This is a genomic window from Gemmatirosa kalamazoonensis, assembly GCF_000522985.1.
GTDB classification, from domain to species: domain Bacteria; phylum Gemmatimonadota; class Gemmatimonadetes; order Gemmatimonadales; family Gemmatimonadaceae; genus Gemmatirosa; species Gemmatirosa kalamazoonensis.
Map to the genome: position 1 here is coordinate 739307 of NZ_CP007129.1, position 26392 is coordinate 765698.

At 72.7% G+C, this 26392-nt stretch carries 21 protein-coding genes; 9 read left to right on the forward strand and 12 right to left on the reverse strand.

All coding sequences use genetic code 11. The features are described 5' to 3' along the window. Window positions 1-16: 16 nt before the first annotated feature. From J421_RS26150 to J421_RS26175, 6 genes are all read right to left on the reverse strand, one after another. Window positions 17-2068 (reverse strand): BatA domain-containing protein, encoded by a 2052-nt coding sequence (locus J421_RS26150; RefSeq protein WP_025414074.1) that lies wholly within the window; start codon window positions 2066-2068, stop codon window positions 17-19. Window positions 2069-2240: 172 nt separating this feature from the next. After that, complete coding sequence (locus J421_RS26155) at window positions 2241-3170, reverse strand: DUF58 domain-containing protein (RefSeq protein ID WP_025414075.1); 930 nt, start codon at window positions 3168-3170, stop codon at window positions 2241-2243. A 115-nt stretch (window positions 3171-3285) separates the two neighbouring features. Then, a complete protein-coding gene (locus J421_RS26160) occupies window positions 3286-4317 on the reverse strand; it encodes an AAA family ATPase (protein WP_236646376.1) in 1032 nt (343 codons plus the stop codon). Window positions 4318-4414: 97 nt separating this feature from the next. Then, a complete protein-coding gene (locus J421_RS26165; protein WP_104023312.1) occupies window positions 4415-5212 on the reverse strand; it encodes a DUF4159 domain-containing protein in 798 nt (265 codons plus the stop codon). Beyond that, entirely contained in the window at window positions 5209-7827 is a 2619-nt protein-coding gene (locus tag J421_RS26170; RefSeq protein WP_025414078.1) for a tetratricopeptide repeat protein, read from the reverse strand. The genes J421_RS26165 and J421_RS26170 overlap by 4 nt, the downstream gene beginning before the upstream one ends. Continuing rightward, complete coding sequence (locus J421_RS26175; protein WP_025414079.1) at window positions 7824-8615, reverse strand: hypothetical protein; 792 nt, start codon at window positions 8613-8615, stop codon at window positions 7824-7826. Before J421_RS26175 ends, J421_RS26170 begins: the two co-directional genes overlap by 4 nt. A 30-nt stretch (window positions 8616-8645) precedes the next feature. On the opposite strand from J421_RS26175, the gene J421_RS33120 reads away from it, so the two are divergent. Beyond that, window positions 8646-8783 carry a hypothetical protein gene (locus J421_RS33120; RefSeq protein WP_158508909.1) on the forward strand — a complete coding sequence of 46 codons (138 nt, stop codon included), beginning with the start codon at window positions 8646-8648 and terminating at the stop codon, window positions 8781-8783. A gap of 106 nt (window positions 8784-8889) precedes the next feature. Here J421_RS33120 and J421_RS26180 read toward each other — a convergent pair whose 3' ends face one another. Further along, window positions 8890-11211, reverse strand: a complete 2322-nt coding sequence (locus tag J421_RS26180) for a VWA domain-containing protein (protein WP_158508910.1) — start codon at window positions 11209-11211, stop codon at window positions 8890-8892. A gap of 462 nt (window positions 11212-11673) precedes the next feature. Between J421_RS26180 and J421_RS26185 the strand changes: the two genes are divergently transcribed. After that, window positions 11674-12189: a hypothetical protein gene (locus J421_RS26185; protein ID WP_148306545.1), complete on the forward strand. Its 516-nt coding sequence runs from the start codon at window positions 11674-11676 to the stop codon at window positions 12187-12189. A 152-nt stretch (window positions 12190-12341) separates the two neighbouring features. Beyond that, on the forward strand, window positions 12342-14654 hold the full coding sequence (locus J421_RS26190; protein ID WP_025414082.1) for a serine/threonine-protein kinase: 2313 nt from the start codon (window positions 12342-12344) through the stop codon (window positions 14652-14654). 40 nt (window positions 14655-14694) lie between these two features. On the opposite strand, the gene J421_RS33125 is transcribed toward J421_RS26190, so the two are convergent. Continuing rightward, window positions 14695-14964: a SemiSWEET family sugar transporter gene (locus J421_RS33125; RefSeq protein WP_025414083.1), complete on the reverse strand. Its 270-nt coding sequence runs from the start codon at window positions 14962-14964 to the stop codon at window positions 14695-14697. Further along, entirely contained in the window at window positions 14961-15773 is an 813-nt protein-coding gene (locus J421_RS33130) for a haloacid dehalogenase-like hydrolase (protein ID WP_025414084.1), read from the reverse strand. The genes J421_RS33125 and J421_RS33130 overlap by 4 nt, the downstream gene beginning before the upstream one ends. 358 nt (window positions 15774-16131) lie before the next feature. Here J421_RS33130 and egtB point away from each other — a divergent pair, with 358 nt between their 5' ends. From egtB to J421_RS26215, 3 genes are read left to right on the forward strand one after another with little or no spacing between them, the layout of a single operon-like run. Further along, complete coding sequence (gene egtB, locus J421_RS26205) at window positions 16132-17421, forward strand: ergothioneine biosynthesis protein EgtB (RefSeq protein ID WP_025414085.1); 1290 nt, start codon at window positions 16132-16134, stop codon at window positions 17419-17421. Beyond that, the gene (gene egtD / locus J421_RS26210; RefSeq protein WP_025414086.1) at window positions 17418-18377 is read left to right on the forward strand and encodes an L-histidine N(alpha)-methyltransferase; all 960 of its coding nucleotides are present in this window, start codon (window positions 17418-17420) and stop codon (window positions 18375-18377) included. Before egtB ends, egtD begins: the two co-directional genes overlap by 4 nt. 35 nt (window positions 18378-18412) lie before the next feature. Beyond that, window positions 18413-19924, forward strand: coding sequence for a serine hydrolase (locus J421_RS26215; protein ID WP_025414087.1), 1512 nt, complete (start codon window positions 18413-18415; stop codon window positions 19922-19924). A 194-nt stretch (window positions 19925-20118) separates the two neighbouring features. Here the strand turns inward: J421_RS26215 and J421_RS26220 are convergent, their stop codons facing one another. The 3 genes from J421_RS26220 to J421_RS26230 all read right to left on the reverse strand — a co-directional run bounded on the left by J421_RS26220 (window position 20119) and on the right by J421_RS26230 (window position 23047). Continuing rightward, window positions 20119-20487, reverse strand: a complete 369-nt coding sequence (locus tag J421_RS26220; protein WP_025414088.1) for a VOC family protein — start codon at window positions 20485-20487, stop codon at window positions 20119-20121. Continuing rightward, complete coding sequence (locus J421_RS26225; protein ID WP_025414089.1) at window positions 20484-22487, reverse strand: serine hydrolase domain-containing protein; 2004 nt, start codon at window positions 22485-22487, stop codon at window positions 20484-20486. Before J421_RS26225 ends, J421_RS26220 begins: the two co-directional genes overlap by 4 nt. A gap of 233 nt (window positions 22488-22720) precedes the next feature. Beyond that, window positions 22721-23047: a hypothetical protein gene (locus tag J421_RS26230; protein WP_025414090.1), complete on the reverse strand. Its 327-nt coding sequence runs from the start codon at window positions 23045-23047 to the stop codon at window positions 22721-22723. Between the two features lie 100 nt (window positions 23048-23147). On the opposite strand from J421_RS26230, the gene J421_RS26235 reads away from it, so the two are divergent. From J421_RS26235 to J421_RS26245, 3 genes are all read left to right on the forward strand, one after another. After that, on the forward strand, window positions 23148-24227 hold the full coding sequence (locus J421_RS26235; protein ID WP_025414091.1) for an aromatic ring-hydroxylating oxygenase subunit alpha: 1080 nt from the start codon (window positions 23148-23150) through the stop codon (window positions 24225-24227). A gap of 128 nt (window positions 24228-24355) precedes the next feature. Further along, window positions 24356-25048 carry a PEP-CTERM sorting domain-containing protein gene (locus tag J421_RS26240; RefSeq protein WP_025414092.1) on the forward strand — a complete coding sequence of 231 codons (693 nt, stop codon included), beginning with the start codon at window positions 24356-24358 and terminating at the stop codon, window positions 25046-25048. Between the two features lie 321 nt (window positions 25049-25369). After that, a complete protein-coding gene (locus J421_RS26245; protein WP_025414093.1) occupies window positions 25370-26332 on the forward strand; it encodes an ATP-binding protein in 963 nt (320 codons plus the stop codon). Window positions 26333-26392: the final 60 nt, after the last annotated feature.

Below are 26392 nucleotides of genomic sequence, written 5' to 3' on the forward strand. Positions count from 1 at the left end.
TCCTCCCTGAATGCTCTCAGCGCGCGAGGCGAGGCCGCCGGCTGGCGACCACGGTCTCGGCGACGAGCAGGGCGAGCATCGCGATCAACAGATAACGCCACAGCGACTGCCGCGCCTCGCGCTCGGCGCGGGTCTCGGCGGGCGCGGCGGCCACGGGCGCGTTGGATCCATCGCCCACGGCCGCGGCGATCTCCGCCGGCGGCACGCGGGTCGGGTCGGCCTCGGCGGGATCGACGTTCGCGGCGAGCAGCACCCCGGCGTCGTTGCGGCTGCCGTTAGGCCGCACGCGGTAGACGCCAGGCTCCGCGAGCGTCGCGAGCCCCGGGATGCCGTCCGCGCCCACGTGCTGCCGACGCCCGCTCGGCGACTCGACGACCCACTCGGGCGCCGCGTCGTCGGAGACCGACGACGGGTCGATCGTCTGGCCGACGAGGTACGCCGGCGCGGCGGGGAGCACGCGCGCGGTGTGCGTCGCGAGCTGCCGCACGAGCGGCACGTACACGGGGTCGAGCGGCAGGTCGGTCCACCAGTTGTCGAGCGTCGACGCCCACAGCAGCACGCGCCCCTTCCCCGCCGGCCGCTCGACGAGCGCCGGCGCGCCGTCCTCGAAGCGCGCGAGCACCTGCGCGTCGGAGGCGAGCGTGAGCGCACGCCGTCGCAGCACCCGCGGCAGCGCGAGGTCGCCGCTGTGCGGCGCGGCGAACGCGGCGAGCGCGGGATGCGTGCGCTCGTACGACGCGAGGTGCGCGCCGCCGACGTCGCTGCGATCCACCACGGCGCCGGGCCGCCCGGGGAGCAGCTCGGCGAGCGCCGGCTCCCACGCCTCGGGCGCGCTCGTCTCGCCGAGCGCGACGAGCAGCCCGCCGCCACGCCGCACCCAGTCGGCGAGCACGCGTCCGCCGGCGCCGCGCACCGGCGCGTCGTGCAGGATGACGAGCGCGTGCCCGGCGAGCGTCCCAGCGCCTAACGCCGACGGCGACGCGACGTCGACGCCGATCGGGGGCGTGTCGCCGACGCCCAACGCGCGCCGCAGGTACAGCTCGGCGTCGCCGTCGTGTCCCTCGCCACGCACCAGCAGCACGCGCAGCGTCTGCCCGCGCGCGAACGTGAAGTGGAAGCGGTCGTCGGCCGGCAGCGAGTCGGTGGGCAGCATCACCGTGCCGCTCGACCAGCCCGGCGGCACGGGGATCGGGTCGAACGTGACGCTCGCCGCGCCGCCCGGTGCGACGCGCGCGGCGATGGTCTGCGTGGGGCGGCCGTTCACGGCGAGCGACACGGGCACCGTGCGCGGCGCACCGCCGTTAGGCAGCACGACCCGCGCGACCGGGCGCACGCGCTCCCCTTCCGGCGTCGTCTCGCGCCGCAGGTCGACGCCGGCCACCGCGACGTCGCTCGGCGCCGCGCCGCCGACGTCCGCCCACGTGAGCCGCGCGCCGTCGGGGAGCCGCGCCGCGGCGCTCGCGTGCCACCCCGCGCGCTGGAAGTCGCTCACGAGCAGCGCCTCGCGGCGGGGCAGCGGCGACGCGGCGAGGATCTGCGCGGCGCGGGCGAGCGCGGGCGCGTAGCGCGTGGGCCCGTTCCCCACGTGCGCGCTGTCGACGGCCGCACGCGCGGCGGCGGCGCCGACGTGCTCCGCCGCGACCGCCGGACCGGCGTCGAACAGCACCACGCTCGCGCGGTCGGCCGGGCCGAGCGTCGCGAGCGCGCGGCGCGCGGCGTCCTGCGCGCGATCCCAGCGGCCGGGCGTGCCCATGCTGTAGGAGCGGTCGAGCAGCACGACGAGCTCGCGTCCGCCGGCGCCCGGGAGCACGCCGCGCCGCGCGCGGTCGAGCAGCGGGCGCGCGAACGCGAACGCGAGCAGCGCGAGCGCGAGCACGCGCAGCAGCAGCAGCAGCGGGTCGCGCAGGCGGCGCCGCTTCGTCGTCGGCTGCGGCAGCCGCCGCACGAACATCAGCGACGGGAACGCCGTCGGCGTCGCGCGGTCGCGGCGCGTGAGGTGCACGAGCACCGGCACCGCGATGAGCGCGAGGCCGGCGAGGAAGAAGGGGGCGAGGAAGCCTAACGGCATCGGTGCCTCTTCATCGAACCGCAGAGGACGCAGAGGGCCGCGGAGGACTGCTCTCTTCTCTTTTCTCGAACCACAGAGGACACAGAGGACACGGAGGAGAACGACGCTTGTTGGTTTCCTCTGCGTCCTCTGTGTCCTCTGCGGTTCAAACGAAGAGCCATCTGCATGCGCGTCACCTCACCGGCCCGAGCCGCTCGCGCGCGGCGAGCACGCGGGCGAGCGCGTCGCCCGGGGGCGCGGTGGTCTCGCACAGCGCGTACGTCACGCCGCGCGTCGTGGCGAGCCGCTCGAGCTCCGCGACGTGCTCGGCCACCATGGCGCGGTACTCGTCGCGCATGGCGCGCGCGACGACGGGGAGCGTCTCGCCGGTCTCGAGGTCCTGCAGCCCGGTGAGATCGCCCGCCGGAAACTCGCGCTCCGCGGGGTCGAGCACGTGGAGCAGCAGCAGCTCGCTGCCGCGGTTGCGAAGCTGCAGCACGGCGTCGATCGCGGCCGACGGCTCGTGGTACAGGTCGGAGATGACGATGAGGATCCCGCGCCGCCGGAAGTGCTCCGCGGCCGCCTTCAGCGGCGCGCCGAGCTCCCCCTCGCCGCTCGGCTTCGTCTGCTCCAGCACGTGCAGCGCCATCGGCAGGTGCTTGCCGCTCGGCGCCACGTAGTCGCGGATCTTCGCGTCGAACGTGACGAGCCCCACGCGGTCGCGTTGCTGCCGCGCGAGCCACAGGATCGACGCGGCGAGGATGCGCGCGTAGTCGATCTTGCGGATCCGCTCGCGCGCGCCGCTGTAGTCCATCGACCGCGACACGTCGAGGAGGACGGCGACGCTCGCGTTCGAGTCGGCCTCGTACTCCTTCACGTGCAGCCGGTCGCTGCGCCCGAACAGCCGCCAGTCGACGCGGCGCGGGTCGTCGCCGGGCATGTAGCCGCGGTGCTCGGCGAAGTCCGTCGTCGAGCCGAACGTCGGGGCCTTGTGCATGCCGCCGAGGAACCCGTCCACCACCGAGCGCGCGACGAACTCCAGCCCGCCGATCCGCGACAGGACGTTCGGATCGAGCAGCTCGAGGCCGGCCTTCGTGTTGCGCTGCGGTCGTTGCGTCGGCATGAGGCGGCTGTGGTTTCGCTTGTCGATTCTCACGCGGAGACGCGGAGAACGCGGAAAGAACGAACGACAGTGTCCTTGAAGTTCTCCGCGTCCTCCGCGTCTCCGCGTGAGACCACTACATCGAGCCCGCAGGCACCGGCACGGCCTTCAGCAGCCGCTCGATGACGCTGTCGGTGGTGACGCGCTCGGACTGCGCGTGGAAGTTCATGATGATGCGGTGCCGCAGCACCGGCCGGGCGAGCGCGCGGATGTCCTCGAAGCCGACGTGGTAGCGCCCGTGCATGAGCGCGCGCGCCTTGCCCGCGAGCACGAGCTGCTGCGGCGCGCGGACGCTCGCGCCGAACGCGACGTAGCGCTTCACCTCGTCCGGCGCCGACGCCTCGGCGGGGCGACTCGCGCGCGTGAGGTTCACGGCGTAGCGCGCCACGGCGTCCGACACGGTCACGCGGCGCACGAGCTGGTGGAACGCGAGCAGCTCGTCGCCGGTGACGACGGGACGCAGCCGGCCCGCCGCGGGCGCCGTCGTCGAGCGCACCACCTGCACCTCGTCGTCCTCCGACAGGTAGTCGACGACGATCTCGAACATGAAGCGATCGAGCTGCGCCTCGGGAAGCGGGTACGTTCCCTCGAGCTCGATGGGGTTCTGCGTCGCGAAGACGTGGAACGGCTCGGCGAGCGGATAGACGCGCCCCTGCACCGTGACGCGGTGCTCCTGCATCACCTCGAGCAGCGCGGCCTGCGTCTTCGGCGGCGTGCGATTGATCTCGTCGGCGAGCACCACGTTCGCGAAGATCGGCCCCGGCGCGAACACCATCGAGCGATGCCCGGTGGCGTTGTCGATCTGCAGGATGTCGGTGCCCGTGATGTCGCTCGGCATCAGATCCGGCGTGAACTGGATGCGCGAGAACGTGAGGTCGAGCACGCGCGACAGCGTCTGCACCAGCAGCGTCTTCGCGAGCCCCGGCGCGCCGAGGATCAGGCAGTTGCCGCCCGAGAAGAGCGCGACCAGCGCCTGCTCGATGACCTCCTCCTGGCCGACGATCACGTGCCGCAACTCGCTCATGATCGCGTCGCGCGCCGTGCGCAGTCGCTCGGCGAGGGCCACGTCGTCCTGCTGCGTCTCGAGCTTCGGTCGCTCGGCGGGGATGGTCGTCACTAGGTCCCTCGAAAGGAGAGTTCATTCTCTGCTGCGTTGCTGCGTGGCTGCGTAACGGCTCACGCAGCCACGCAGCCACGCAGCGTCTTCAGTGCGTCATGCCGTAGATCACGTAGTTCACGCCCAGCTTGTACGCCTCGTTCGACTCCGACACCGGGTACGACCCCGTCGCCGAGAACTCCCAGAAGTCGGAGACGTCGGTGTTGAAGTTCGCGATCACCATCAAGCGCTTCGTCGGGTCGTTGTCCTCGAAGATGCCGCGGAAGATCGGCCGTCCGGCGTCGTACGACTGCGGCACGATGCCGAGCGACGGGATCTCGAAGAACGAGTGGTACACGGGCATCGACGGGTCGAGGTCGACCCACCGCGCGTCGGGGAGCACGCGCTTCATGTTCGACTCCACGTGGGCCCACCCGCCGCCGCCGCGGCCGAAGCCGCCGTCGCGGAAGTCGTCCATGATGAGAAAGCCGCCCTTCTGCAGCCACCCGCGCAGCGACACCGCGTCGCTGTCGCTCATCATCCAGAAGCCCCCCTCGGTCATGTACGCGACGGGGTACTTGAAGAACTCCGGGTCGCTCACCGCGAGCACGTTGCTCTCCTCGATGCGCGGCGCGATGTCGCTCACCTCGCCGAGGATCTGCATGAGGTCGCGCTCGGCCCGCGGGAAGCCGTGCGCCCACGCGGGCAGGCCGCGGTAGTAGTAGCCGCCGTCGCCCGTCACGTAGCGCACGCGCGCGAACGTGAAGCGGCCGTCGTACTGCACGTTGTGGATCAGGCTCTCCTCGTCGACGGGGGCGAAGCTGCCGCGGAAGCGCCCTTGCGCGAGCAGCGCGCCGCCGGCGAGCGTGAGCGCGCACAGCGCGACGACGGTCTCGCGCATTCTCATTGCCCGCCCCCCACGAGCTGCAGCAGCAGCTCCTGCGCCGGCGCGAACGTCGGCGCGCGCTCGAGCGACCGCAGCACCTCGCGCTTCGCCTCGTCGCGCTGGCCCGCGTCGAACAGGGCGCGCGCGAGCTGGTACCGCGCGCCGGCCACGTCGACGGGTGCGAGCGCGAGGATCGCGCGCCGCTCCCGCACCTCGCCCGCGCGGTCGCCGAGCCGCGCGGCGAACGTCGCGAGACGGTCGTGCACCGCGGCGTCGTACGGCGAGATCCAGATCGACTCCTCGAGCGCCTTCGCGGCACCCGCGGTGTCGCCCACCTGGGCGCGCAGCTCGGCGAGCTTGAGCTGCGCGGGCAGGTGCGACGCGTTGTGCGCGGTGAGCTGCGCGAGCTCCGCGGCCGCGCCTTTCACGTCCCCCTTCGCCTCGCGAATCGCCGCGATGCGCCAGTACGCGTTGTCCTCGCCCGACGCGAAGTCGGGGAAGATCGCCTTCGCGCGCTCGAGCACGCGGAGCGCCGAGTCGGGCTGCTGCGCGCCGACGAAGGCCTCCGCCGAGTCGAGCCGCGTGACGTACGGGCCCGACGTGCCGCCGAGCGCCGCCCCGATCGCGGTCGCGAAGCGCTGCTTCACGTACTGATCGAAGCGCGCGTCGAGCGTCGGCAGGTCGACCTTGAGCGCACGCTGCACGGCGGCCGGCGTGGCGAGGCCGTCGCGGTACGCACCGAGCAGCGCGTTCACCGCGCCGGGCCCGAAGTCGCGCTCGATGAGCTCGCACAGCAGCGACGCGGCGTAATACGAGAACAGCACCTGCTCGGGGAACGCGGGCCGCACGAACCCATCGTTCAACCGGCTCGGCGGCGGCACCTTGCCCTGCGCGTACGCGGCGAGGAACGCCGGCGTCGGGCCCTCGCCCCAGCCCGGGCGCGCCCGCCGCTCCTCGAGCGTCGAAAGCCCCTCGGAGAGCCACCGCGGCACGCGGTCCTCCGTGACGCCCAGCGTGAACGTGTGCGCGAGCTCGTGCCACGCCGTGGCGCCCCAGTGGAACTCGCCCGCCGCGCGCGCCGACGGCGCGTCCATCGCGAGCACCGGCCCGAAGCTCACGCCCAGCGCGCCGAGCCCCGTCAGGCCCACCGAGCGCACGGAGAAGTCGGCGTGCGTGCGATACAGCTCGAGGCGCACGGGGCGCGTGGGCGTGTACGCGTAGCGCTTCGCGAACTCCGTGTAGCCGCGCTCGAGCAGGTCGCCGAGGTAGAGCGAGAGCAGCGTGGCCTCGGTGCTGTCGGCGACGATCTCGAAGTGCGGCGTGCGGCTCGTGCGGTAGCTCTTCGCGGCGTCGAGCAGGTCGAGCGTGTTCTTCGTCCACACGTCGAAGGGGTCGCCCTTGAACGCGACCTCGAGGCTCGCGCGCGCCGAGTCGACGTGGCCGAGCCGCAGCTGGTTGATGCCGCGCAGCGCGTGGCTGCGCCACGACGCGGAGTCGAGCGCGACGCCGCGCTCCGCGAAGCGCGCCGCGGCGGCGTACTGGCGATGGCGCGCCGCGAGCTCGGCGAGCGTGGCGAACAGCTCCGCGTGCTTCGGGTCGCGCGCGAGCACGCGCCGCGTGACATCGTCGAGCCCCGCGCGGTCGCCCTGCAGGTAGCGCACGGCGCCGAGCAGCGTGAGCGCGTCGAGCGACGTGGAGTCGACGGCGAGCGCGCGGCGCACGCTGGCCTCGGCCGCGATGTAGTCCTCCGCGTCGAGTCGCGCCGCGGCGACGAACAGCAGCGCGTCGGTGTAGCGCGGGTTGCTCCCGAGGCTCGAGTCGGCGAGCGCGACGGCGCCCGGCGCGCCGTCGGCGTCGAGCACCTTCGCGAGACCGAGCAGCGCGCGGGGGTTCGTGGGACTCGCGCGCAGCACCGACTCGAACGACTTGCGCGCCTCGGGGGCGTTGTACTTCTCGAGGAACAGGTCGCCGGCGCGGAGCTTGGGCTCGGGGTCCGCCGGCGCATCGGCAGCGGCGCGGTCGTAGGCCTGGAGCGCGAACCGATAGCGCGCCGACTCCTCGCGCGCGAGCATGCGCTGCGCGTCGCCGACGGCGAGCCACTGGGTTCCCGTGAGCCGCGCGCCGGCCGATGCGGCGCCGACCACGCGTCGGAGCTGCGCGCGAGCGGAGTCGCGCGCGCCGCTCTCGCTCTGGAGCTTCGCGATGCCGACGCGTGCGGTCAGCGAGTCGTCGCTCCGCGCCGCGAGCGCGCGCTCGAACGCGAGGCGCGCCGAGTCGCGCGCGCCTCGCTGGAGGAGCAGCTCGCCCAGCGCGGCCGGCGAGGCCCAGCGGCGCGCGTCCGCCTCGGCACGCGCATCGAGCCCCGCGTCGGCGAACGCGCGCGCGTAGGCCAGCCGCGCGGCCGCGTCGCCGCGGTCCGCCGCGTCGCGCAGGAGGCCGAGCGCGTCGGCCCAGCGCTTCTCGGCGACGGCGCGGTTCGCGGCGGTCAGCGTCGGCGCGTCGAACTGCCGCGACTGCAGCGCCGACGACACCGCGCGGGCGAGCGCGGCGTTCGACGTGTCGGCCGGCGCGTTAGGCGGCTGCGCCGCAGCCGTCGACGCGGCCGCGCTCACGAGAAGAAGCAGCAGGCGCTTCATGGCTGCACCCCGCCCGCCGCGCGGACCGCGTGCGCGGTGCGCGCGAGATCCACGAGCACCGTCTCCATCTGCTGCCAGTACGCGGTGGAGTCCATCGACGCGCGGCGGCGGCGCAGGTCGGCCACCTGCAGCTCGAGCGCGCGGCGCTTCGCGACGAGCGGCCCGACGCGCGGGTCGGCCGACGCGGGGACGCCGCCCAGCACGAGCGACGCCGCCAGCCGCCCGTCCGGCGCGTCGACCGACGGCGTCGTGGACGCGTTGCCGTCGCCGTCGTCGTCGAGCTGCGCGTGCTCGGTCTGCAGCCGGTTCTCCACCTCGTACGAGCGCGCGGTCTCGCGCTGCGCGTACGTGAACGCCTCGAGCAGCGACACACCGCCGTCCTTGTCGAGGTCCGCGGCGCCGGTCGCGAGCGCGGCGGCGAAGTAGCGCGCGAAGCGGGTCGCGTTGCGCTCGCCCGCGGCCTTCGTCGCGGTGACGATCGCGCGGTTCGGGCCGGCGAGCGCCTTCGCGAAGTCGGCGCTCGCGCTCGACGCGTCGACGAACGCGACCGACTGCTGGCGGAACGGCGCGAGCAGCCGCGCGAAGTCGGCGGCGGTCATGTCGGGGCCCGGCAGGTTGAAGCGCGGCGCGTCGCCCTCGGAGCTGCCGTGGCCGACGAGCACGACCCACACCTGGTCGCCGGGCGCGACGCGCGCGGCGAGATCGGTGAACGCGCGCTCCACGTTCTCGCGCGTCGAGCGCGCCGCGATGCGCCCGCGCGCGCGCGCGTCGTGTCCTCGGCCAGCCACACGACCTCCGCGGCGGGGACGCCGTAGCGCGTGCGCGCCGCGCTGTCGATCTGCGCCGCGGCGCGATGGAACGCGTCGGCGTACTGCGGCTCACCCGACGCGCCGACGACGATCACGACATGCGCGGTGCCGGGACCCGGGACTCGGGACTCGGGACTCGTGCGCTGACCGCCCACGAGTCCCGAGTCCCGAGTCCCGAGTCCCGGTCGCTGAGCATGCGCCACGGCCACGACCGACGTCGCGGCGAGCACGCCCAACCATGTTAGGCGCCCTCTCACGCGAGCCCCTCGCGGCGGCGCAGCGCCCACTCCCCGGCGAGCAGTCCGCCGAGCAGGAGGAACGTCGCCGGCAGATCCCAGAGATCCTTGCGCTCGGTGACCGTGACGCCGCCCTTCGCGTAGCGCAGATCCTCGGGGAGCGAACCGACGGTGGCCGGCGTGTAGTAGCGGCCTCCCGTTTGCGTCGCGAGCTGGCGCAGCAGCGGCGCGCGCAGCGCCGACTCGAAGTACTCCTCCCGCGACGGCATCGCGTCGAGGTCGATCGCGGCGGAGTCGGGGCCGCCGCGCGTGGCGGTCACCGTGTACGGTCCCGCCTCCGCGGCGACGAACGAGCCACGATACTCGCCGTCGCGCGCCACGCTCCACGTGAGCGGCACGTCCTTCGCCGCGCCCGTCGGCCCCTGCACGCGCGCGACGACGCTCGCGCCGTTCACCGGGACGTAGAGGGAATCGCGCACGCTCGCGCGCAGCTCCACCGTCTCGCCGGGCGCCGGGTGGTCGTCCGACGCGACGACCTCCACGGGCCGCGGGACGTCGGCCGTGAGCCACCGCAGCAGCTGCCGCCACAGCAGCTCGTGCGTCATGTCCTCGACGGGGATGCTCGCGTGCATCTGCCACAGCCACGTGTCCTGCACCGGGAACGCGACCACCTTGCCGCGCCCGTAGCGCTGGTAGGCGAGCACGACGCGGTCGTCGCCGCCGCGGGTGGAGTCCCTCGTCTGGCCCGTGAGCAGCACCGTCGCGCCGGGGCGCACGCGCTTCACGAGGTTCACGGTCGTGAGCGGCGGGAGCGTGCGCCACCGCTCGAGCGACGCGCGCTCGTCGGGGGCGACCTGCAGCGGCACGTGCGCGGCCCCGGCGGCCGTGAGCCGCACCGCGACCTCGGTGGCCGGGATGCGGTCGGAGCCGGCGCTGCCTAACGGGCGCTCCAGCACCACCGGCATCGCCTCCTCGAGCGGCGTTCCGGCGAACCCCCCCTCGGCGAACGCGCGGCGGCCGCCGAGCAGCACGAGACTCCCGCCGCGCACGCTCACGAAATCGGCCAGCATGCGCAGCTGCTCGACGGTGAACGCGCTCGCCTCGACGGAGCCGAGGATGACGGCCTTGTACTTGAACAGCACGTCGCGGCTCGTCGGGAACCCGCCCACGAGATCGAGGCTGTCCTCGACGCCGAGGCGCAGGTACTTGCCCTCGGCGGTGCGCTGCAGGAGCACGACGCGGAGCCCCTGATCGTCGGCCACCGCACGGCGCAGGAACTTCGCCTCGAACCGCGGCTCGCCCTCGAAGTAGAGCACCTGCTCGCGCTCGTCGCGCACGTCGAGCAGGAGATCGCGCGCGTTGTTCTCCGCCACCGGCTCGCCACCCACCGGCGGCACGCGGACCGTGAGGCGGTGCAGCCCGGCGTCGGGAAGCGGGAGCGGGACGCGCACCGACACGGCATCGCCCGCGTTAGGCAGCACGACCGCGCGGCGCGCGAGGATGCGCCCGTCCTCCTCGACGAGCACCGCCGCCGAGTCGCCGGCCAGCCCGCGGTGCGCGAGCACGACGTCGACCGCGACGGTGGAGCCCTTGAGCGCGCGGCGCGGCGCCTCCACGCGTCGCACCTCGACGTCCTTCCCCGTCGCCTCGGCGCCCACGCCGACGGCGAACACCGGCGTGCCGCGCGCGCGGAGCGCCGTCGTCGCGTCGGCGAGCGCGGACGGCGCGCCGTCGGCGCCGTCGCTCACGACCACCACGCCGGCGAGCGGCACGCCGTCGAGCTCCTCGCGCACGCGGTCGAGCGCGGCGCCGAGGCGCGTGCGGTCGCCCGCGAACGCCAGCGCGCCGACGCTGTCGACCGGCGCGGCGACGTCCGAGAAGCGGTAGACGCGCACGGCGAACTGCTCGCCTAACGCGCGGCGGAGCGGCGACGCGCTGCCGAGCATGGCGCGCGCGAAGTCGGCGCGCGGTCGCCCGTCGAAGTCGCGCACGCGCATGGAGCGCGAGTCGTCCACCAGCACGGCGACGGTGTTGCGGCGCGGCACCGCCGCGTCGAGCACGAGCACGGGGCGCAGCAGGCAGACGACGAGCAGCACGATCGCCGCGGCGCGCAGCGCGGCGAGCAGCGGGTGCGCTCGGCGCCTCACGGGGGATCCCACGGTCGATCCGACGCGGAGCGCGCCGCCGCGATACGCGGTGACGGCGACCGCGACGAGCACCGTGCCGACGAGCGCGAGCGCCCACGCCGCGGGACGCGGCGCGTCGAACGCCAGGCGTCCCTGCGCGTACAGCGCGGGACGGTACTTGAGCAGCAGCTCGAGTGCCCGGTCGAGGCTCACGGTCATCGCTGATGGCCCGGATCGCATTCGACGGCCGCCGTGGTGCAGCCGTCTCCTTAAGACGTATGGCACGGACCGGGCGTTGCCCACCGCCCGCGGCCGGCGCCCTCACGATTCCCGCGCGTACCCCGGGGGGCCGGCGAGGTTCGCGGCCGGCCGAGTTCGGTTTCGGGACGCCCGGTGTCGCTCTCGGGAGAGTCGCTCGCGGTACGAGGCGCGGCAATCCCCTCGGCGCGCGCCGATGGCGACCGTGTGACGGCGACCCATGCACCGCGACCCACACCGTTCGTCACATCGGCCGGCGCGCGGCCGTTAGGACGGCAACCGGTCGACGCGCGACTTTGTCCAATGACGCACGAGCTCCCCGGCCGGGCAGCCCTCGAGGTTCGCGATGACGCACGCGACAGCCGCGTACGTCGCGCGAACGCACACTCGACTTCGTGTCGTCTGATGGAGGGCATCATGGTCCCGTCTTCCGCGCCGCGGCCGGCGTTGGGCACCCGCACGCACGCCCAGCACCTCGCGCGGGTCCTCTCCGCGTGCACCGCGCTCACCGCGCTCGCCACACTCACGGCCTGCGCCACCGGTGCGTCCCGCTACGCGTCCTATGACGTCGCGCCGAGGCGCGCGCCGACGGCGACGCCGGGCACCACCCTGCGCACGCTCGACGCGAGCGCGCTGCGTCGCACGCCGTACGACTTCCTGTTCGACGCGGTGAACGCGTACTGGCCCACCGTGGGCAATCCACCGTTCACCGTGACGTCGCTCGCGACGAGCGCCGCGGAGCCGGTCGGCGTGTACGCGAACGGCATGTTCATCGGCGGCCTCGACGCGCTGCGCGAAGTGCGCGTGAACGAGGTCGCCCGCGTGCGCCGCATCACGACGGCCGAGGAGAACCTCCAGTTCGGACGGCAGCACCGCGCGGGCGCGATCCTCGTGGAGTGGTTGCGGGCGCCGGCGAGCAAGGCACCTCGTTAGGCGCGGCCGCCTGCGGCGGCGAAACGACGGAAGAGGGGCCGAAACGGCGGATCGCCTCCACGCTCCGGCACGAGGCCATCCGCAATTTCGGCCCTTTCCGCCGTTTCCGCTTTCCGCGGAGAGGTATATTTCATCGGAACCCCTGCGTCCCGATGGAATCCCCACCCGCCCCGCCGCTCGATCACTCGCCGCTCGCGCCCGGCGCGCCGTTCGCCGAACGGTACGCGATCGAGCGCGAGATCGGGCGCGGCGGCATGGCCACCGTCTACCTGGCGGAGGAGCGCAAGCACGGGCGCCAGGTCGCGATCAAGGTGCTGCGCCCCGATCTCACCGCGTCGGTGGGGGCCGAGCGGTTCCTGCGCGAGATCGGCATCGTCGCGCGTCTCACGCACCCGCACGTCGTGCCGCTCATCGACTCGGGCGAGGAGCGCGATCCGCGCGGCGCGTCGCTGCTGTACTACGTGTCGCCGTACGTCACTGGGGGCTCGCTGCGCGACCGGCTCGTGCGCGAGGGCGCGCTTCCCGTGGCCGACGCGCTCCGCATCGCGGCGGACATCGGCACCGCGCTCGACTTCGCGCACCGCGCCGGCTTCGTGCACCGCGACGTGAAGCCGGAGAACATCCTGTTCGCCGATGGGCACGCGCTCCTCGCCGACTTCGGCGTCGCGCGCGCGCGCACGGCCTGCGACGAGGACGGGGCCCGCGCGCCTAACGCGAACGCCATCACCGACGTCGGCTTCACGCTCGGCACGCCGGAGTACATGAGCCCCGAGCAGGCGAGCGGCGAGCGCGACGTCGGCGTGGCGAGCGACGTGTACAGCCTCGCGTGCGTCGTCTACGAGATGCTGGCCGGCGAGCCGCCGTTCCGCGGACCGAACGCGCGCGCGACGATGGCGCGCCACGTCACCGCGCCGCCGCCGTCGGTGCGCACCGCGCGCCCGGACGCTCCCGGCGGCATCGACGAGGCGCTCGCGAAGGCGCTGTCGAAGGCCCCCGAGCAGCGCCACCCGAGCGCCGCGGACTTCATCGCCGCGCTGCAGGCCGGCGCCGCCGCCGGAGCCGCCACGCGTCGCGCGCTCGTCGCCACGCGCACCGTCGCCGTGCTCCCGTTCGTGAACGCGAGCCCCGACCCGGAGAACGAGTACCTCAGCGACGGCATCACCGACGAGCTGATCGACGCGCTCGCGAAGCTCGACGGGCTGCGCGTCGCGTCGCGCACGTCGGTGTTCGCGCTCAAGGGCAAGCCGCTCGACGTGCGCGCGATCGGCGCGCTGCTCGGCGCGTCGGCGGTGCTCGAGGGCAGCGTGCGCAAGGCCGGGTCGCGCCTCCGCGTCACCGTGCAGCTCACCTCCACCGACGACGGCCGGCTGCTCTGGTCGCGCCGCTACGACCGCGACGCGGACGACGTCTTCGCGGTGCAGGACGAGATCGCGCAGACGATCGTCACCACGCTGCGCGCGACGTGGCTCGCCGACCTCGAGGATCCGCGGCGGAAGCACTACACGCGCAACCTCGCCGCGTACGGCCTCTACCTGCGCGGCCGCTTCGCGCTCAGCAAGCGCACGCAGGAGGGCGTGGCCGAGGGGATCGAGTACTTCGAGCGCGCGATCGCGGAGGACCCGAACTACGCGCTCGCGTACACCGGCCTCGCCGACGCGTACGCGCTGCACGTCGACTACCGCAGCGTGCCGGTCGCCGACGGCCTCGCCCGCGCGAACGCGTACGCGCGCCGCGCCATCGAGCTCGACGACGGCCTCGCCGAGGCGCACGCGTCGCTCGCCTGGCGGCTGTTCATCTACGACTGGGACTGGGCGGGCGCCGAGCGCGAGTTCCGCCGCGCGATCGAGCTCGACCCGGGCTACGGCCCCGCGCATCAGTGGTACGCGACGCTGCTCGTGTCGCAGCGCCGCAGCGAGGACGCGCTCATCGAGGCGCACACCGCGCTGGAGCTCGACCCAGGCTCGGTCTCGGCGCGGCGCAGCGCGGGGTGGGTGCACTGCTACGCGCGCCGCTTCGACCAGGCCCGGCGGCATCTCGCGCGCGCGATCGAGATGAACCCGACGGCGGAGGAGACGTTCCGCGTGCTCGGGCTCACGCTCGCGTTCGACGGGAAGCACGAGGAGTCGGTGATGGTGCTGCGCGGCGCGCAGCAGATGCCGGGCGCGGGCACGTTCACGACCGCCACGCTCGGCTACGCGCTCGCCCGCGCCGGCGAGCGCGACGAGGCGCTGGCGGTGCGCGACGCGTTGCTCGAGCGACACGCGCGCGAGTACGTCTCCCCCGCGGCCATCTCCGCGGTGCACATCGGCCTCGGCGAGTACGACGCGGCGCTGGACTGGGCCGAGCGCGCGCACGCCGAGCGCCGCGGATGGCTCGCGTACCTCGCGGTAAATCCCATCTTCGACCCGATGCGCGCGATGCCGCGGTTCCAGGCGCTGCTGGACGCGATGCGGCTGCCGCGCTGACCGGCCGCTGCGCCGACGGGCCGCCGGACTGACGCGCTGCCTAACGGTAGCGGATCTTCGCCGCCGCGAGCGCCGCGTTCAGCGCCACCATGCCGCCGTTCGTCGCCACCACCGGCCAGTCAGCGGCGAGCGCGCCGTAGATCATCCACAGGGTGCCCGAGGTGATGAGCAGCGCGAACGTGCCGAGCGACAGGTCGCGCGTGCGCCTCGTACGCCACGCGCGCACGACCTGCGGCACGAACGACGCGACGGTCAGCACGCCCGCCACCGTGCCGAGCAGCGGCGGGCGCGCCGAGGGGCCGCCCGTCATGCGGAGAGCTCGGTCGGCGGCGGCTCGGCGCCGTCGCGGAACGTGAGCCAGTCCGTGCGCACGCGGCCCCACTCCTGGATCGTCACGCCGTGCCGCTCGAGCAGCCGGCGGATCTGGGCGCGCGGATAGCCGGCCAGCTCCTCGAGGACCGGCACGAGCACACTCAGCGCGTCGTCGCTCACCACCGTGCGCCGCGCGATCTGCGCGATGTGCCGCGCCTCGGAGGCGGCAATCGTGAGGCCATCGCCACGGTTGACGTGCAGCATCACGTGCAGATCCGACGAGCCGTCGCCGACGTACACCACACGGTCGGTCGGGATGTTGAGCGCGAGGCGCAATTCCTCCACCGCGGTCACCTTGCCATAGCCGGCGGCCACGCGCTCGACGGACTCGATCTCCCCCGACACCGCGTCGTAGCCGAAGCGCGTGGCGACGATGTGGTCGGGCGGCACGAGGTCGCGCAGCGCGGCGTGCACGACCTCTTCCGGCGCGGCGGACACGACGTAGAAGTCGAAGTGGAAGCCCTCGATCCCCGACGCGAGACACTCGGCGAGCAGCGCGATGTTGGCCTTCAGCCGGATCGCCGCGCCGGCGGCGGAGAGGTCGGCGCGTCGCACGCGTCGGTACTCCGGATCGTGGCGCAGCAGGTACGTCAGCTCCGCACCCTCCTGCACGAGGTTTAGCCGCGACAGCCCGGCGACCTTCGCGTCGAAGCCGTCGATGCCGAGCATCCGGCTCAGCGTGTGCCCCGAGTCGTCGAAGCTGAGCGTCTGATCGAAATCGCTGACGAAGAGATAGCGCTTGCGCATGAGGCAGCCTCCAGAAAATCGAATCGCCCTCGCGTCCACGTCGGACGCGAGGGCGAGATTGCGTGCAGCTCACACTGCTCAACCCGATCGCGTCCGTGGTCGTGGGTGCTGCTGTTGCTGGAGCGGCATGGCGATGCGAGGCGCGGCGTGAGCGGGGTGTCATGACGGACGTCCAACGCAAGCTGACCGGGCTGCAGGGATCGCGCCACGCGTCGCGCGGGCACGCGACGGAATCGTTACGGGGCGGCGCCATTCGTGCACACCTTGCACGAACCGCGGCTCCCGTCCGATACTGCGCGCCCGGGAACCTTCGCGCCTGGCGCGGTATTCTGATTCATCCCGCCCTCGAGGAGCACCGATGACCGTGGTCGACGTGGGACCGGTCGCCGCCCCACCGGCCGGCGCGACGCTCGCGGAGCGCTACGCCGCCGTGCGCGCGCAGACCGAAGCGCTGTGCGCGCCGCTGGAGACGGAGGACTACGTCGTCAGCACGATGACCGACGTGAGCCCGACGAAGTGGCACCTCGCGCACACGAGCTGGTTCTTCGAGACGTTCGTGCTCGCACCGAACGACGACGCGTACGTCTCGCCGAACCCGCGCTACGCGTTCCTGTTCAACTCGTACTACGTGCAGGCGGGCGAGCGGCACTGTCGCGCGAAACGCGGCATCGTCACCCGCCCCACGGTGGCCGAGGTGTTCGCCTATCGCGCGCACGTCGATGCCGCGATGCACCGCCTACTCGCCGAGGTCGGCGACGACGCGTCGCATCCGGCGTACGGCGTGATCGAGCTCGGGCTGCACCACGAGCAGCAGCATCAGGAGCTGCTCGTCACCGACATCAAGCACGTCTTCTGGATGAACCCCTTGCGCCCCGCGTATCTCCCGCGGGTGCCGGAGCGCGCCGCGGCGGCGCCGCTCCGTTGGGCATCGTTCGACGAGGGCGTGCACCACGTCGGCTTCGCCGGGCCCGGCTTCTCGTTCGACAACGAGACGCCCGCGCACCGCGTGCTCGTCGGCGCGTTCCGTCTCGCGTCGCGATGCGTGACGAACGGCGAGTGGCTCGCGTTCGTCGACGACGGTGGCTACCGCAAGCCCGAGCTGTGGCTGTCGAACGGGTGGGCCACGGTGCAGGAGCGCCGCTGGGAGGCGCCGCTGTACTGGGAGCGCACGCCCGACGGCTGGACCGAGTTCACGCTCGCCGGCACCGCGCCGCTCGCCCTCGCGGAGCCGGCGTGCCACGTGAGCTACTACGAGGCGGACGCGTTCGCGCGGTGGGCGGGCCATCGCCTGCCGACGGAGGCGGAGTGGGAGGTCGCGGCCGAGCGCGTGCCGGTCGACGGCCGCTTCGTCGACGCGCGCCGCTTCCATCCCGGGCCGGCGCCGAGCGTGCCTAACGACGTCGGGCTCGCGCAGCTCTACGGCGACGTGTGGCAGTGGACGGGGAGCGCGTACGTGGCGTACCCGGGGTTCCGACCGTCGCCCGGCGCGATCGGCGAGTACAACGGCAAGTTCATGTGCGACCAGTGGGTGCTGCGCGGCGCGTCGTGCGCCACGCCGCGGTCGCACGCGCGGCGCACGTACCGCAACTTCTTCCCGTCGGACGCGCGGTGGCAGTTCACCGGCGTGCGACTCGCGGGGGAGCCGTGACCGCGCCGCTCGCCCGTCCACTCGGCGACGACCCGGTGCTCGTCGAGATCCTCGCCGGCCTGCGCGGCTCGCCGAAGACGCTCCCACCGAAGCTGTTCTACGATGCCGCGGGCGCGGAGCTGTTCGAGCGGATCTGCGAGCTGGACGAGTACTACCTCACGCGCACCGAGCTCACGATCCTGCGCCGCCACGTCGGCGAGATCGCGGCGCTCGCGGGACCGCGCGCGGCGCTCGTCGAGTACGGCAGCGGCGCCGGCGTGAAAGTGCGTCTGCTGCTCGACGCGATGGAGGATCCCGCAGCCTACGTGCCGATCGACATCTCGCGCGAGCAGCTCGCGCGCGTCGCCAGCGAGCTCGCGGCCGAGTACCGGACCGTGCCGATCCTGCCGGTGTGCGCCGACTACACGGCGCCGGTCGTCATCCCCGACCTGCCGCAGCGCGCGCGGCGCGTCGCGTTCTTTCCCGGCTCCACGATCGGCAACTTCCACCCGCCGGAAGCGACGGCGTTCCTCCGCCGCGTGCGCCGCACGCTCGGCCGCGACGGGCTGCTGATCCTCGGCGTCGACCGTCGCAAGGACGCCGCGACGCTGCATGCTGCGTATGACGACGCGCAGGGCGTCACCGCGGCGTTCAACCGCAACATGCTCGCACGGCTGAACCGCGAGTACGGCGCCGACTTCGATCTCGCGCGCTTCCGCCACCGCGCGGTGTGGAACGACGAGGCGAGCCGCGTGGAAATGCACCTCGTGAGCACGGCCGACCAGTGCGTGCACGTCGCGGGGCAGACGTTCCACTTCGCGCGCGGCGAGACGCTGTGGACGGAGAGCTCGTACAAGTACGATCGACAGCGGCTGGACGCGCTGGCGTCGGGCGCGGGGTTCTCGGTCGCGCGGCTGTGGACGGATGAGGGAGAGCGGTTCTGGGTCGCGGCGCTGGAGGTGCGGCCCGACGTCTGAGGGTGCACCTTCATCTCACCCCGCCGCATACCAGCATGCGACTGCACCGGCTCGCGTTTCTACTCGCGCTCCCGTTCACCGCCGCCGCTCAACGTCCGGATCCCCTGCACGGCTTCGACGCCTACGCCGAGCAGGCGCGCAAGGAGTGGCGCGTGCCGGGCATGGCGGTCGTCGTCGTGAAGGACGACAGCGTGGTGTTCATGAAGGGCTTCGGCGTGCGCGAGCTCGGGAAGCCCGACTCCGTCGGCGTGCACACGCGCTTCGGCAACATGTCGACGACGAAGGCGTTCACCGCGATGCTCGTCGCGATGCTCGCCGACAGCGGCCTGCTGCGGTTCGACGACCCGGTCGCCGCGTACGTGCCCGATCTCCGGCTCGCCGACCCGTACGTGACGCGCGAGCTCACCGTGCGCGACCTGCTCACGCATCGACTCGGCTTCCCGGATCCGTACTACCTCTGGGACAACACCACGCTCGGCTTCGACGAGATCGTGCGCCGACTGCGGCTGGTGCCCGTCGCGTCGAGCTTCCGATCGCGCTTCGCGTACAACAACGTCGGCTATGGGCTCGCCGGCACCATCGCGGGGCGCGCGGGGGGGACCACGTGGCAGACGCTGCTCCGTCGGCGGATCCTCGGCCCGTTAGGCATGACCGAGACCGCCGTCGATGGCGCGGAGCTCGCCGCGTCCGGCGTGACCGACGTGACGGCGCCGCACGGGATCGTGCGCGACACGGTGCGCGTGCTCCCCGCCTCCGCGGCGGTCATCGACCCCGTGGCACCGGCGGGATCGATGTTCTCGACGGCGTCGGACATGGGGCGCTGGCTTCGCTTCCTGCTCGACTCGGCACGCGTGAACGGCCGCCGCCTCGTGAGCGCCGAGAGGTTCGCGGAGCTGTTCACGGCGCAGCAGATCGTCCCACCCGAGGAGTTCTATCCCACGATGCGCCTCACGCGGCCGCACGTCGCCGCGTACGGCATGGGATGGTTCCTCGAGGACTACCGCGGCGAGTTCGTCGCGTTCCACACCGGCAGCATCGAGGGACGCTCGGCGATCGTGGGGCTCATCCCCGACCGGCGGCTCGGCGTCGCGGTGTTCACGAACCTCGACCACGCCGAGGTGCGCCACGCGCTCATGTACACCGTGTTCGACCGCTACCTGCCGGCGCAGGCGCGGCCGCACGACTGGAGCGCGGAGCTGCGCACGCTCTACCGCGCGATCGCCGACAGCGCGACGCAGCGGCGACGCGACCGCGACGCGAAGCGCGTGACCGGCACGCGTCCGTCGCTCCCGCTCGATCGCTACGCGGGCACCTATGCCGACAGCCTGTTCGGCATCGCCACCGTGACGCGCGACGGCGACCACCTGACCCTGCAGGTCGGCACGCAGACCGGCACGCTGGAGCACTGGCAGTACGACGTGTTCCGCGTGCACTGGCGCGACCCGTTCCTCGGCACCGACGACGTCGCGTTCGCGCTCGATCCGGACGGAGTGGTCGGGGCGCTGCGGTTCGTGGACGCGCCTAACCGATATCAGAGAAGTCGATGAGGCGGCGCTGGAACGGCGGCGCTGGAACGGCGGCGCTGGAACGGCGGCGCTGGAACGGCGGCGCTGGTAACGCGCGGTATCAGTGCCGTTCCAGCGCCGCCGCACCAGCGCCGAGGTATCAGCGCCGCCGCACCAGCGCCGCGGTATCAGCGCCGCCCCACCAGCGCCGAGGTATCAGCGCCGCCCCACCAGAATCACGCCATGTCGGTATCCGGCAGCGCCGTCGGATGGCGCGGCTCGTAGATCCCGAGCTCCATCCCGCCCGGAAGCCGCAGCGCGGTGACGCGCCCCCATCCCTGATCCGTGATCGGCCGCGTGAACTCCACGCCCTTCGCGGTCAGCTCGCGCACGGTCGCGTCGACGTCGTCGCACATGAAGTAGAGCTCGTGCGTGCCGTGGCCGCCGTCCTCCTCGGGATGGATGCCCAGCTCCGCCGGCGGCAGCGTGAAGATGAGCCATCCCTGGCCGGCGTCGACGTGCGACAGGCCGAGGACGTCGCGGAAGAACGCGCGCACGGCGTCGGCCTGCGGCGTGTAGATGAGAGCGTGCGTGCCGGTGATCATCGCGTCGTGGGGGTGGAGTCCTGGCGCGCGAAGCGCACGTCGCGTACGCGGCCACTCGTCACGCGCAGCGCAGCCGGCCGCCCCGCGGCGTCGCGCTCCACGCGCACCGTGGCGATCGGCCACGCGCCGGCGAACGCGTCGCGCCCGGTGACCGTGAGCGTGACGTCCGGGTTGTGGCGGCGCCGCACGACGAGCGTCGTGCCGTCGGCGACGAGGTCGAGCGCGGCGTCGACCTCGGGGCTGTAGTAGCGGCCCGCGAGCGCGCCGATGTCGGCGGCGCTCGCGACGTACGGCGCGCGCCGTGTGAGCAGCAGCGTGCTGCCGTTCTGCGCGAGCCGCATCGTGTCGACGCCCGCCGCGCGGCGCAGGAACGTGAGCGTGGCGCCGACGTCCGCCACGTCGAACGTGGAGTCCGACGTCGCGCGCAGCACGCGCCGCTGCCCGCCGCGCGACTGCCCGACGAGTCGTTCGCCGTCGCGCGACACGGTGATCGCGAGCCCGTCCGCCGCCGCGAACTCGCCGACGAGCGCGTCGAGCCGCGCCCGATCGATCGTGATCGTCGGCGTCGACGTGTTGGACGCCGCGACCGCGCGCACCGGCGGACGTGCCGGGGCCGCGAACGCGTCGCCGAGGAACGCGTCGGCCACCTGCTGCGCCACGCCCGTCGGGTCGAACGTGCCGAGGTTGCTGAGCACGACCACCCCGGCGTCGATGTCGGGCAGGAACATGACGTAGCTGCGGAAGCCGGCGTCCGCGCCGCCGTGCTCGATACGACGCTGCCCGCGGTACGAGTCGACGGCGATGCCGAGCGCGTACGGCAGCGTGTCGCCCGACGTGCGCACGCCGCGCGTGAGGAGCATCTCGCGCGCCGCGGCGCCGCCTAACGCACCGGTGTGGAGGTTCTCGAGCCACCGCGCGAGATCCTCGACCGTCGTGAACAGGCTCGTCGCGCCGGCGTTCGCGTAGCTCAGTACCGCGTTCTGGTAGCCGCCGCTGGGGCCCGGCGCGTACGAGTACGCGCGCCCGGGGACGATCTCCTGGTGGTCCATGTGCACGCGCGTGTCGCGCATGCCGAGCGGCTCGAACACGCGCTCGCGCATGAACTCCGGGAACGGCTTGCCCCCGACGCGCTCGACGACCTTCGACAGCAGCATGAACCCGCTGTTCGAGTACAGGTACTCCGCGCCGGGCGTGAAGTTGAGCGCGTGCTGGCGCGTCACGAGGCGGAACAGGTCGTCCTGGGTGATGACGTCGTCCATGCGACCACCGGACATCCCCCACAGATCCCACTGGTCGCGGATGCCGCTCGTGTGGTTCAGCAGATGCCGCAGCGTGATCGTCGTGCCGTACTCGGGCAGCTCGGGGATGTACTTGTGCACGTCGTCGTCGAGCGAGAGCTTGCCGTCGCGCGCGAGCAGCACGATGGCGAACGCCGTGAACTGCTTCGACACCGACGCGACGTGGAACGGCGTGCGCGGCGTGATCGGCGCGGGGAACTCGAGCGACGCGCGGCCGTAGCCCTTCTCGAACACGAGCTTCCCGCCGCGCAGCACGCCGATCGCGGCGCCGGGGCCGTCGGCGTCGTACTGCGACATCAGCTGGTCCACCTTCCCCACCGCATCGGTGGCGAGGCGGTCGACGCGGCGGAGGTGCAGCGCGTAGTCGCCGCCGCTGTCGGCTCGGAACGCCGCGACGCGGATGCGATACGTCCCCGCCCGCTCCGCTGTGAAGGCGAACTTCTCGGGCCCCCGCGCAGGACCGTCGAACTGCCGCAGCTCGCGTCCGGCGGAATCGAGGATCGTGACGACGACGTCGAGGCCTCGCTGATCGACGTCCCCTTGCACGAGCGCGGGCGCGGCGATCGGCAGCGTGAACTCGTCTCGCCCGCCCGGACCGAGCGTCCGCTCGACGGTCGCGCCGCGCGACAGCGGCGTTGTCGGTTGTGCGGCGAGCTGCGTGCCTAACGCGAGCGCGACGACGAAGGCGCGGTGCGGCTTCATGGCAGGCGAGGCTGGGGTGAGACGGCCCGCTACGATACCGGCCCGTGCGACCGACGGCAACTCGGCGCGGAGTACGCATCATGCGGGGCTCCACGTACGAGTTTCTGCAGGACTGAAGAGGGACTGAAGGAGGACTGAAGAACGACCAACGACAACTTGTTCGTTGTTTGGTCCTCCTTCAGTCCTTCTTCAGTCCCACGAGCACACGTACGTGGAGTCCAGACTGGCGCGGCTCAGCTGATGATCGTGCCTAGCCCGATCGCCACGACCCCCGCGCCGAGCGCGAGCGCCGCGACGACGCCGAGCGTGGCGGCGGCCGCGCGGAGCGTACGGTTGCCCGCGCGGTCGGCGATCCCCCACAGGCCGAACGCGACGAAGCAGAGCGCGGCGCTCAGCAACAGGACCCACGCGGTCGGTCGCCAGAACAGCGCGGCCGCAGCGACGAGCACGCCGACGCCGACGTCGAGGGCGAGGCGGAGGTCGGAGGCTCGGCGGGCGCGGGCGGCGAGCAGCTCGGGGAGCGTCGCGTCGGCTGCCGGCGGAAGCGCGGAGTCGTTCATGGGTCCGTCTCCGAGAGTGGCGTGCGTGGGCTCATAACCTTCGCAACCCGACGCGCGCGCGGAAGGTCACGCGCGCCGGGGCCGGCGGTAAGTTTGTCGCATGCCCCTCGTCTTCCCGTTCGACCCGCGCATCGAGCGCGCCGCGACGATCCCGGCGCGACTGTACAACGATCCCGTCTACCTCGAGCTCGAGCGCGAGCGCGTGTTCGCGCACACGTGGCAGCTCGTCGGCCGCGCCGAGCAGGTGGCGGAGCACGGGCAGTACTTCACGGCGGAGGTGGGGAACGACTCCATCGTCGTCGTGCGCGACGGCGACGCGCTGCGCGCCTACCACAACGTGTGCCTGCACCGCGCCGGCCCGGTCGCGCAGGGCTGCGGGCGGCGCAACACGCTGCAGTGCCGCTACCACGGCTGGACGTACGCGCTCGACGGCACGCTGAAGCGCGCGCCCGAGATGGACGGCGTCGAGGGGTTCCGGCCGGAGGAGATGCGGCTCGTCCCGGTGCAGGTCGCGCGGTGGGGCCCGCTCGTGTTCGCGAACCTCGACGGCAAGGCGCCGCCGTTAGGCGAGGTGCTCGAGGACGTGCCGGCGCGCGTCGCGCCGTTCCGCTGCGAGGAGATGCGCTACGTCACGCGGAAGCACTGGGACATCGCGTGCAACTGGAAGGTCTACGTCGACAACTACCTCGAGGGCTATCACCTCCCCGTCGTGCATCCGGGGCTGCACAAGGAGCTCGACTACGACAACTACAAGGTCGAGCCGCATCGCTACTTCTCGATCCAGCACGCGCCGCTGCGGCCCGTGCACGGCGGACAGCCCGACCGCAAGTACGACCCGGCGGCGACGGACGTGCCCGAGGCGGTGTACGTGTGGCTGTTCCCGAACGTGATGCTGAACGTCTACATGGGGCAGATGCAGACGAACGTCGTGCTCCCGCTCGCGCACGACCGCACGCGCGTCGTGTTCGAGTGGTTCGCCGCGGAGCCGCCGGCCGCGGACGATCCGACCTGGACGAAGCTCCTCGCGTTCAGCGACGAGATCCAGGACGAGGACATCGAGATCTGCGAGGCGGTGCAGCGCAACCTGCGCTCACGCATCTACGACCGCGGCCGGTACTCGGCGGCGCGGGAGAACGGCGTGCATCACTTTCACGGGCTGCTGCACGAGTTTCTCACCTGAAGGCCTGAACGGCGGGACGAACCACCGCGGGACGTCGTCTGGGTCTTTCGACCCAAGACGCGGGCGCGGGATCGGGCCAGCTTGTCGTCCGCTTCCCCCCCCCGCGCCCACGCCAACCCGCTGGTCCCATGCGACGACTCGTCTCGCTCCTCGCCGCGGCGCTGCTGCTCGCCGCGCGCTCCACGCACGCCCAGGACGTCACGTTCGGCGGCTCCGTCGACGGCACCATCGGGTCGCCGTTCACGTTCTACAACTCGCCGATGCCGAACCGGTATCAGCAGATGTACGTCGGGTCCCAGTTCCCGCAGCCGGTGTGGATCGACGCGGTCCGGTTCCAGAACACGCGGGCGGTCTCGTACGGCACCGCCGGCCCGATCGCGCCAGGCAATTACCTCGTGCGCTTCGCGATCACGGACCGCGCGGAGAACGGCCTCACCGCCGACTTCGACGCGAACGTGACCGGGTACTCGGCCACGTTCTTCAGCGGCGCGATCGTCGGCAACACGCTGCGCATCGCCGGCGCGCCCTACCTGTTCGACCCGTCGCGCGGCAACCTGCTGCTCGACGTCACCGTGCTGTCGCAGGACTACGTGTCCTACTACGGCTTCGACTTCTCGCGGAGCACGACCGACGGCACGAGCCGCGTCTACAACAGCTCCGCGCTCCCCGGCGTCCCGTCCACCGTGCGGACCGACGCGCTCGGCCTGATCACGACGTTCGAGACGCGGCCGTACGTGACCACCCCCGAGCCGGCCACCCTCGCGCTTCTCGCCGGCGGGGTGGGACTGCTCGTCGTCGTCGCCCGGCGGCGGAGGGTCTGAGCCCGGTTCGGTCTCACGCGGAGGCGCGGAGCACGCGGAGAACTTCGACAGCAAAGACCTGGGGATGAAGAGGATCCCGGGATCTCGAGGGATCCTTTTCATCCCCGGGTCGTTGCTGTTCGAAGGGGCGGTTTTCCGCGTGCGCCGCGCGTCCGCGTGAGACGACCATGGCCCGAATCCGCCCGGCGCAGTAGATTGCATCACCACCGAACAGGACCCGAAGCGCCGCAGAGTGTCGCGGGCGGGAGTCGGCTTCGGGCGGTGGACGGATGGATGATCCGGACTGGACGCGTCGCGACGAATCCCGGGAGGACGAACGAGATGACGAAGCCCACGGCGGCCCACGCGGCCGCCCCCCTGCGCACGAGCTTCCTCGACCAGGTCGAGGACAGCACGCAGCTCGCGATGGGGGCCAAGATCCAGGTCTGGGGCGGCCCCGAGACCGGCAAGAGCCACGACGCCTACGAGAACCTCCCCCGGCCGCTCATCGTGGTCGACTCGGACGTCTCCGCGGGGCTGTTCAACGACGACCGGTTCGAGGGGTTCAAGCGCCTCGGGCCGGACAAGATCCCCGACATCGAGACGCTCATCGCGTTCCTCGACGAGTTCACGAGCGACGCGCGCTGGTACCGCACCTACAAGTCGCTCCTCATCGACTCGCTGACCCAGTTCGTGGACCCGAAGGTCGCGCAGCTCGGCATCGACATGACGTCGGCGGCCGAGAAGCAGGACGGGCGGGCGCAGGCCGACTGGGCGCGCGTGGCGAAGGAGCTCACGCGCCTCGTCCGGAAGGTCAGCGCGCTCGGCGTCAACATCTACGTCGTGGCCGAGGAGCGCACGCGGTTCGTCGGGAACCGGCCGGGTGACGGCGAGGAGGGGGCGAAGTCGTCGCTCTCGCCGAAGAAGTTCACGCACGCCTTCGACCTCATCCTGCAGAAGACGTCGAAGGGCGACGTCATCGTCCGCAAGACGCGCTACCGCAAGTGGACGAAGGACCAGAAGCTGGCCGGGTACCAGGCGCCCCGCGACCTCGCGCCGATCCTGCAGGGGACCGAGCAGAAGGCCGCGGGGCTCGAGGACTTCGACCCCGGCACGGCGGCGCACGAGGAGCTCATGGAGCTGCTGAAGGCCCTCGGCTCCGACGTGCGCGGCGGGAAGATCCCGCTCGCGAAGATGCGCGAGTACCTCGCGCTGGCGAAGAACAACGACGCCGGCGAGCCCGAGGTGCGCCGGTCGATCAACGAGATCAAGCGCACGTACGGCGACGCGGCGCGCGCTGCCTAGTCGGGACTCGGGACTCGGGACTCGGGACTCGGGACTCGGGACTCGGGACTCGTGGGCGAA

Excerpts from the sequence above, each read along its gene's own strand:
- J421_RS26190 (WP_025414082.1), top strand. The coding sequence starts at position 12,342 with ATGGAATCCCCACCCGCCCCGCCGCTCGATCACTCGCCGCTCGCGCCC.
- J421_RS26165 (WP_104023312.1), bottom strand. The coding sequence starts at position 5,212 with ATGAGAATGCGCGAGACCGTCGTCGCGCTGTGCGCGCTCACGCTCGCC.
- J421_RS26155 (WP_025414075.1), bottom strand. The coding sequence starts at position 3,170 with ATGCCGACGCAACGACCGCAGCGCAACACGAAGGCCGGCCTCGAGCTG.
- J421_RS26215 (WP_025414087.1), top strand. The coding sequence starts at position 18,413 with ATGCGACTGCACCGGCTCGCGTTTCTACTCGCGCTCCCGTTCACCGCC.
- J421_RS26225 (WP_025414089.1), bottom strand. The coding sequence starts at position 22,487 with ATGAAGCCGCACCGCGCCTTCGTCGTCGCGCTCGCGTTAGGCACGCAG.
- J421_RS26230 (WP_025414090.1), bottom strand. The coding sequence starts at position 23,047 with ATGAACGACTCCGCGCTTCCGCCGGCAGCCGACGCGACGCTCCCCGAG.
- J421_RS26235 (WP_025414091.1), top strand. The coding sequence starts at position 23,148 with ATGCCCCTCGTCTTCCCGTTCGACCCGCGCATCGAGCGCGCCGCGACG.
- J421_RS26185 (WP_148306545.1), top strand. The coding sequence starts at position 11,674 with ATGGTCCCGTCTTCCGCGCCGCGGCCGGCGTTGGGCACCCGCACGCAC.
- J421_RS26240 (WP_025414092.1), top strand. The coding sequence starts at position 24,356 with ATGCGACGACTCGTCTCGCTCCTCGCCGCGGCGCTGCTGCTCGCCGCG.
- J421_RS26170 (WP_025414078.1), bottom strand. The coding sequence starts at position 7,827 with ATGAAGCGCCTGCTGCTTCTTCTCGTGAGCGCGGCCGCGTCGACGGCT.
- J421_RS26220 (WP_025414088.1), bottom strand. The coding sequence starts at position 20,487 with ATGATCACCGGCACGCACGCTCTCATCTACACGCCGCAGGCCGACGCC.
- J421_RS26245 (WP_025414093.1), top strand. The coding sequence starts at position 25,370 with ATGACGAAGCCCACGGCGGCCCACGCGGCCGCCCCCCTGCGCACGAGC.
- J421_RS26150 (WP_025414074.1), bottom strand. The coding sequence starts at position 2,068 with ATGCCGTTAGGCTTCCTCGCCCCCTTCTTCCTCGCCGGCCTCGCGCTC.
- egtB (WP_025414085.1), top strand. The coding sequence starts at position 16,132 with ATGACCGTGGTCGACGTGGGACCGGTCGCCGCCCCACCGGCCGGCGCG.
- J421_RS33130 (WP_025414084.1), bottom strand. The coding sequence starts at position 15,773 with ATGCGCAAGCGCTATCTCTTCGTCAGCGATTTCGATCAGACGCTCAGC.
- J421_RS33125 (WP_025414083.1), bottom strand. The coding sequence starts at position 14,964 with ATGACGGGCGGCCCCTCGGCGCGCCCGCCGCTGCTCGGCACGGTGGCG.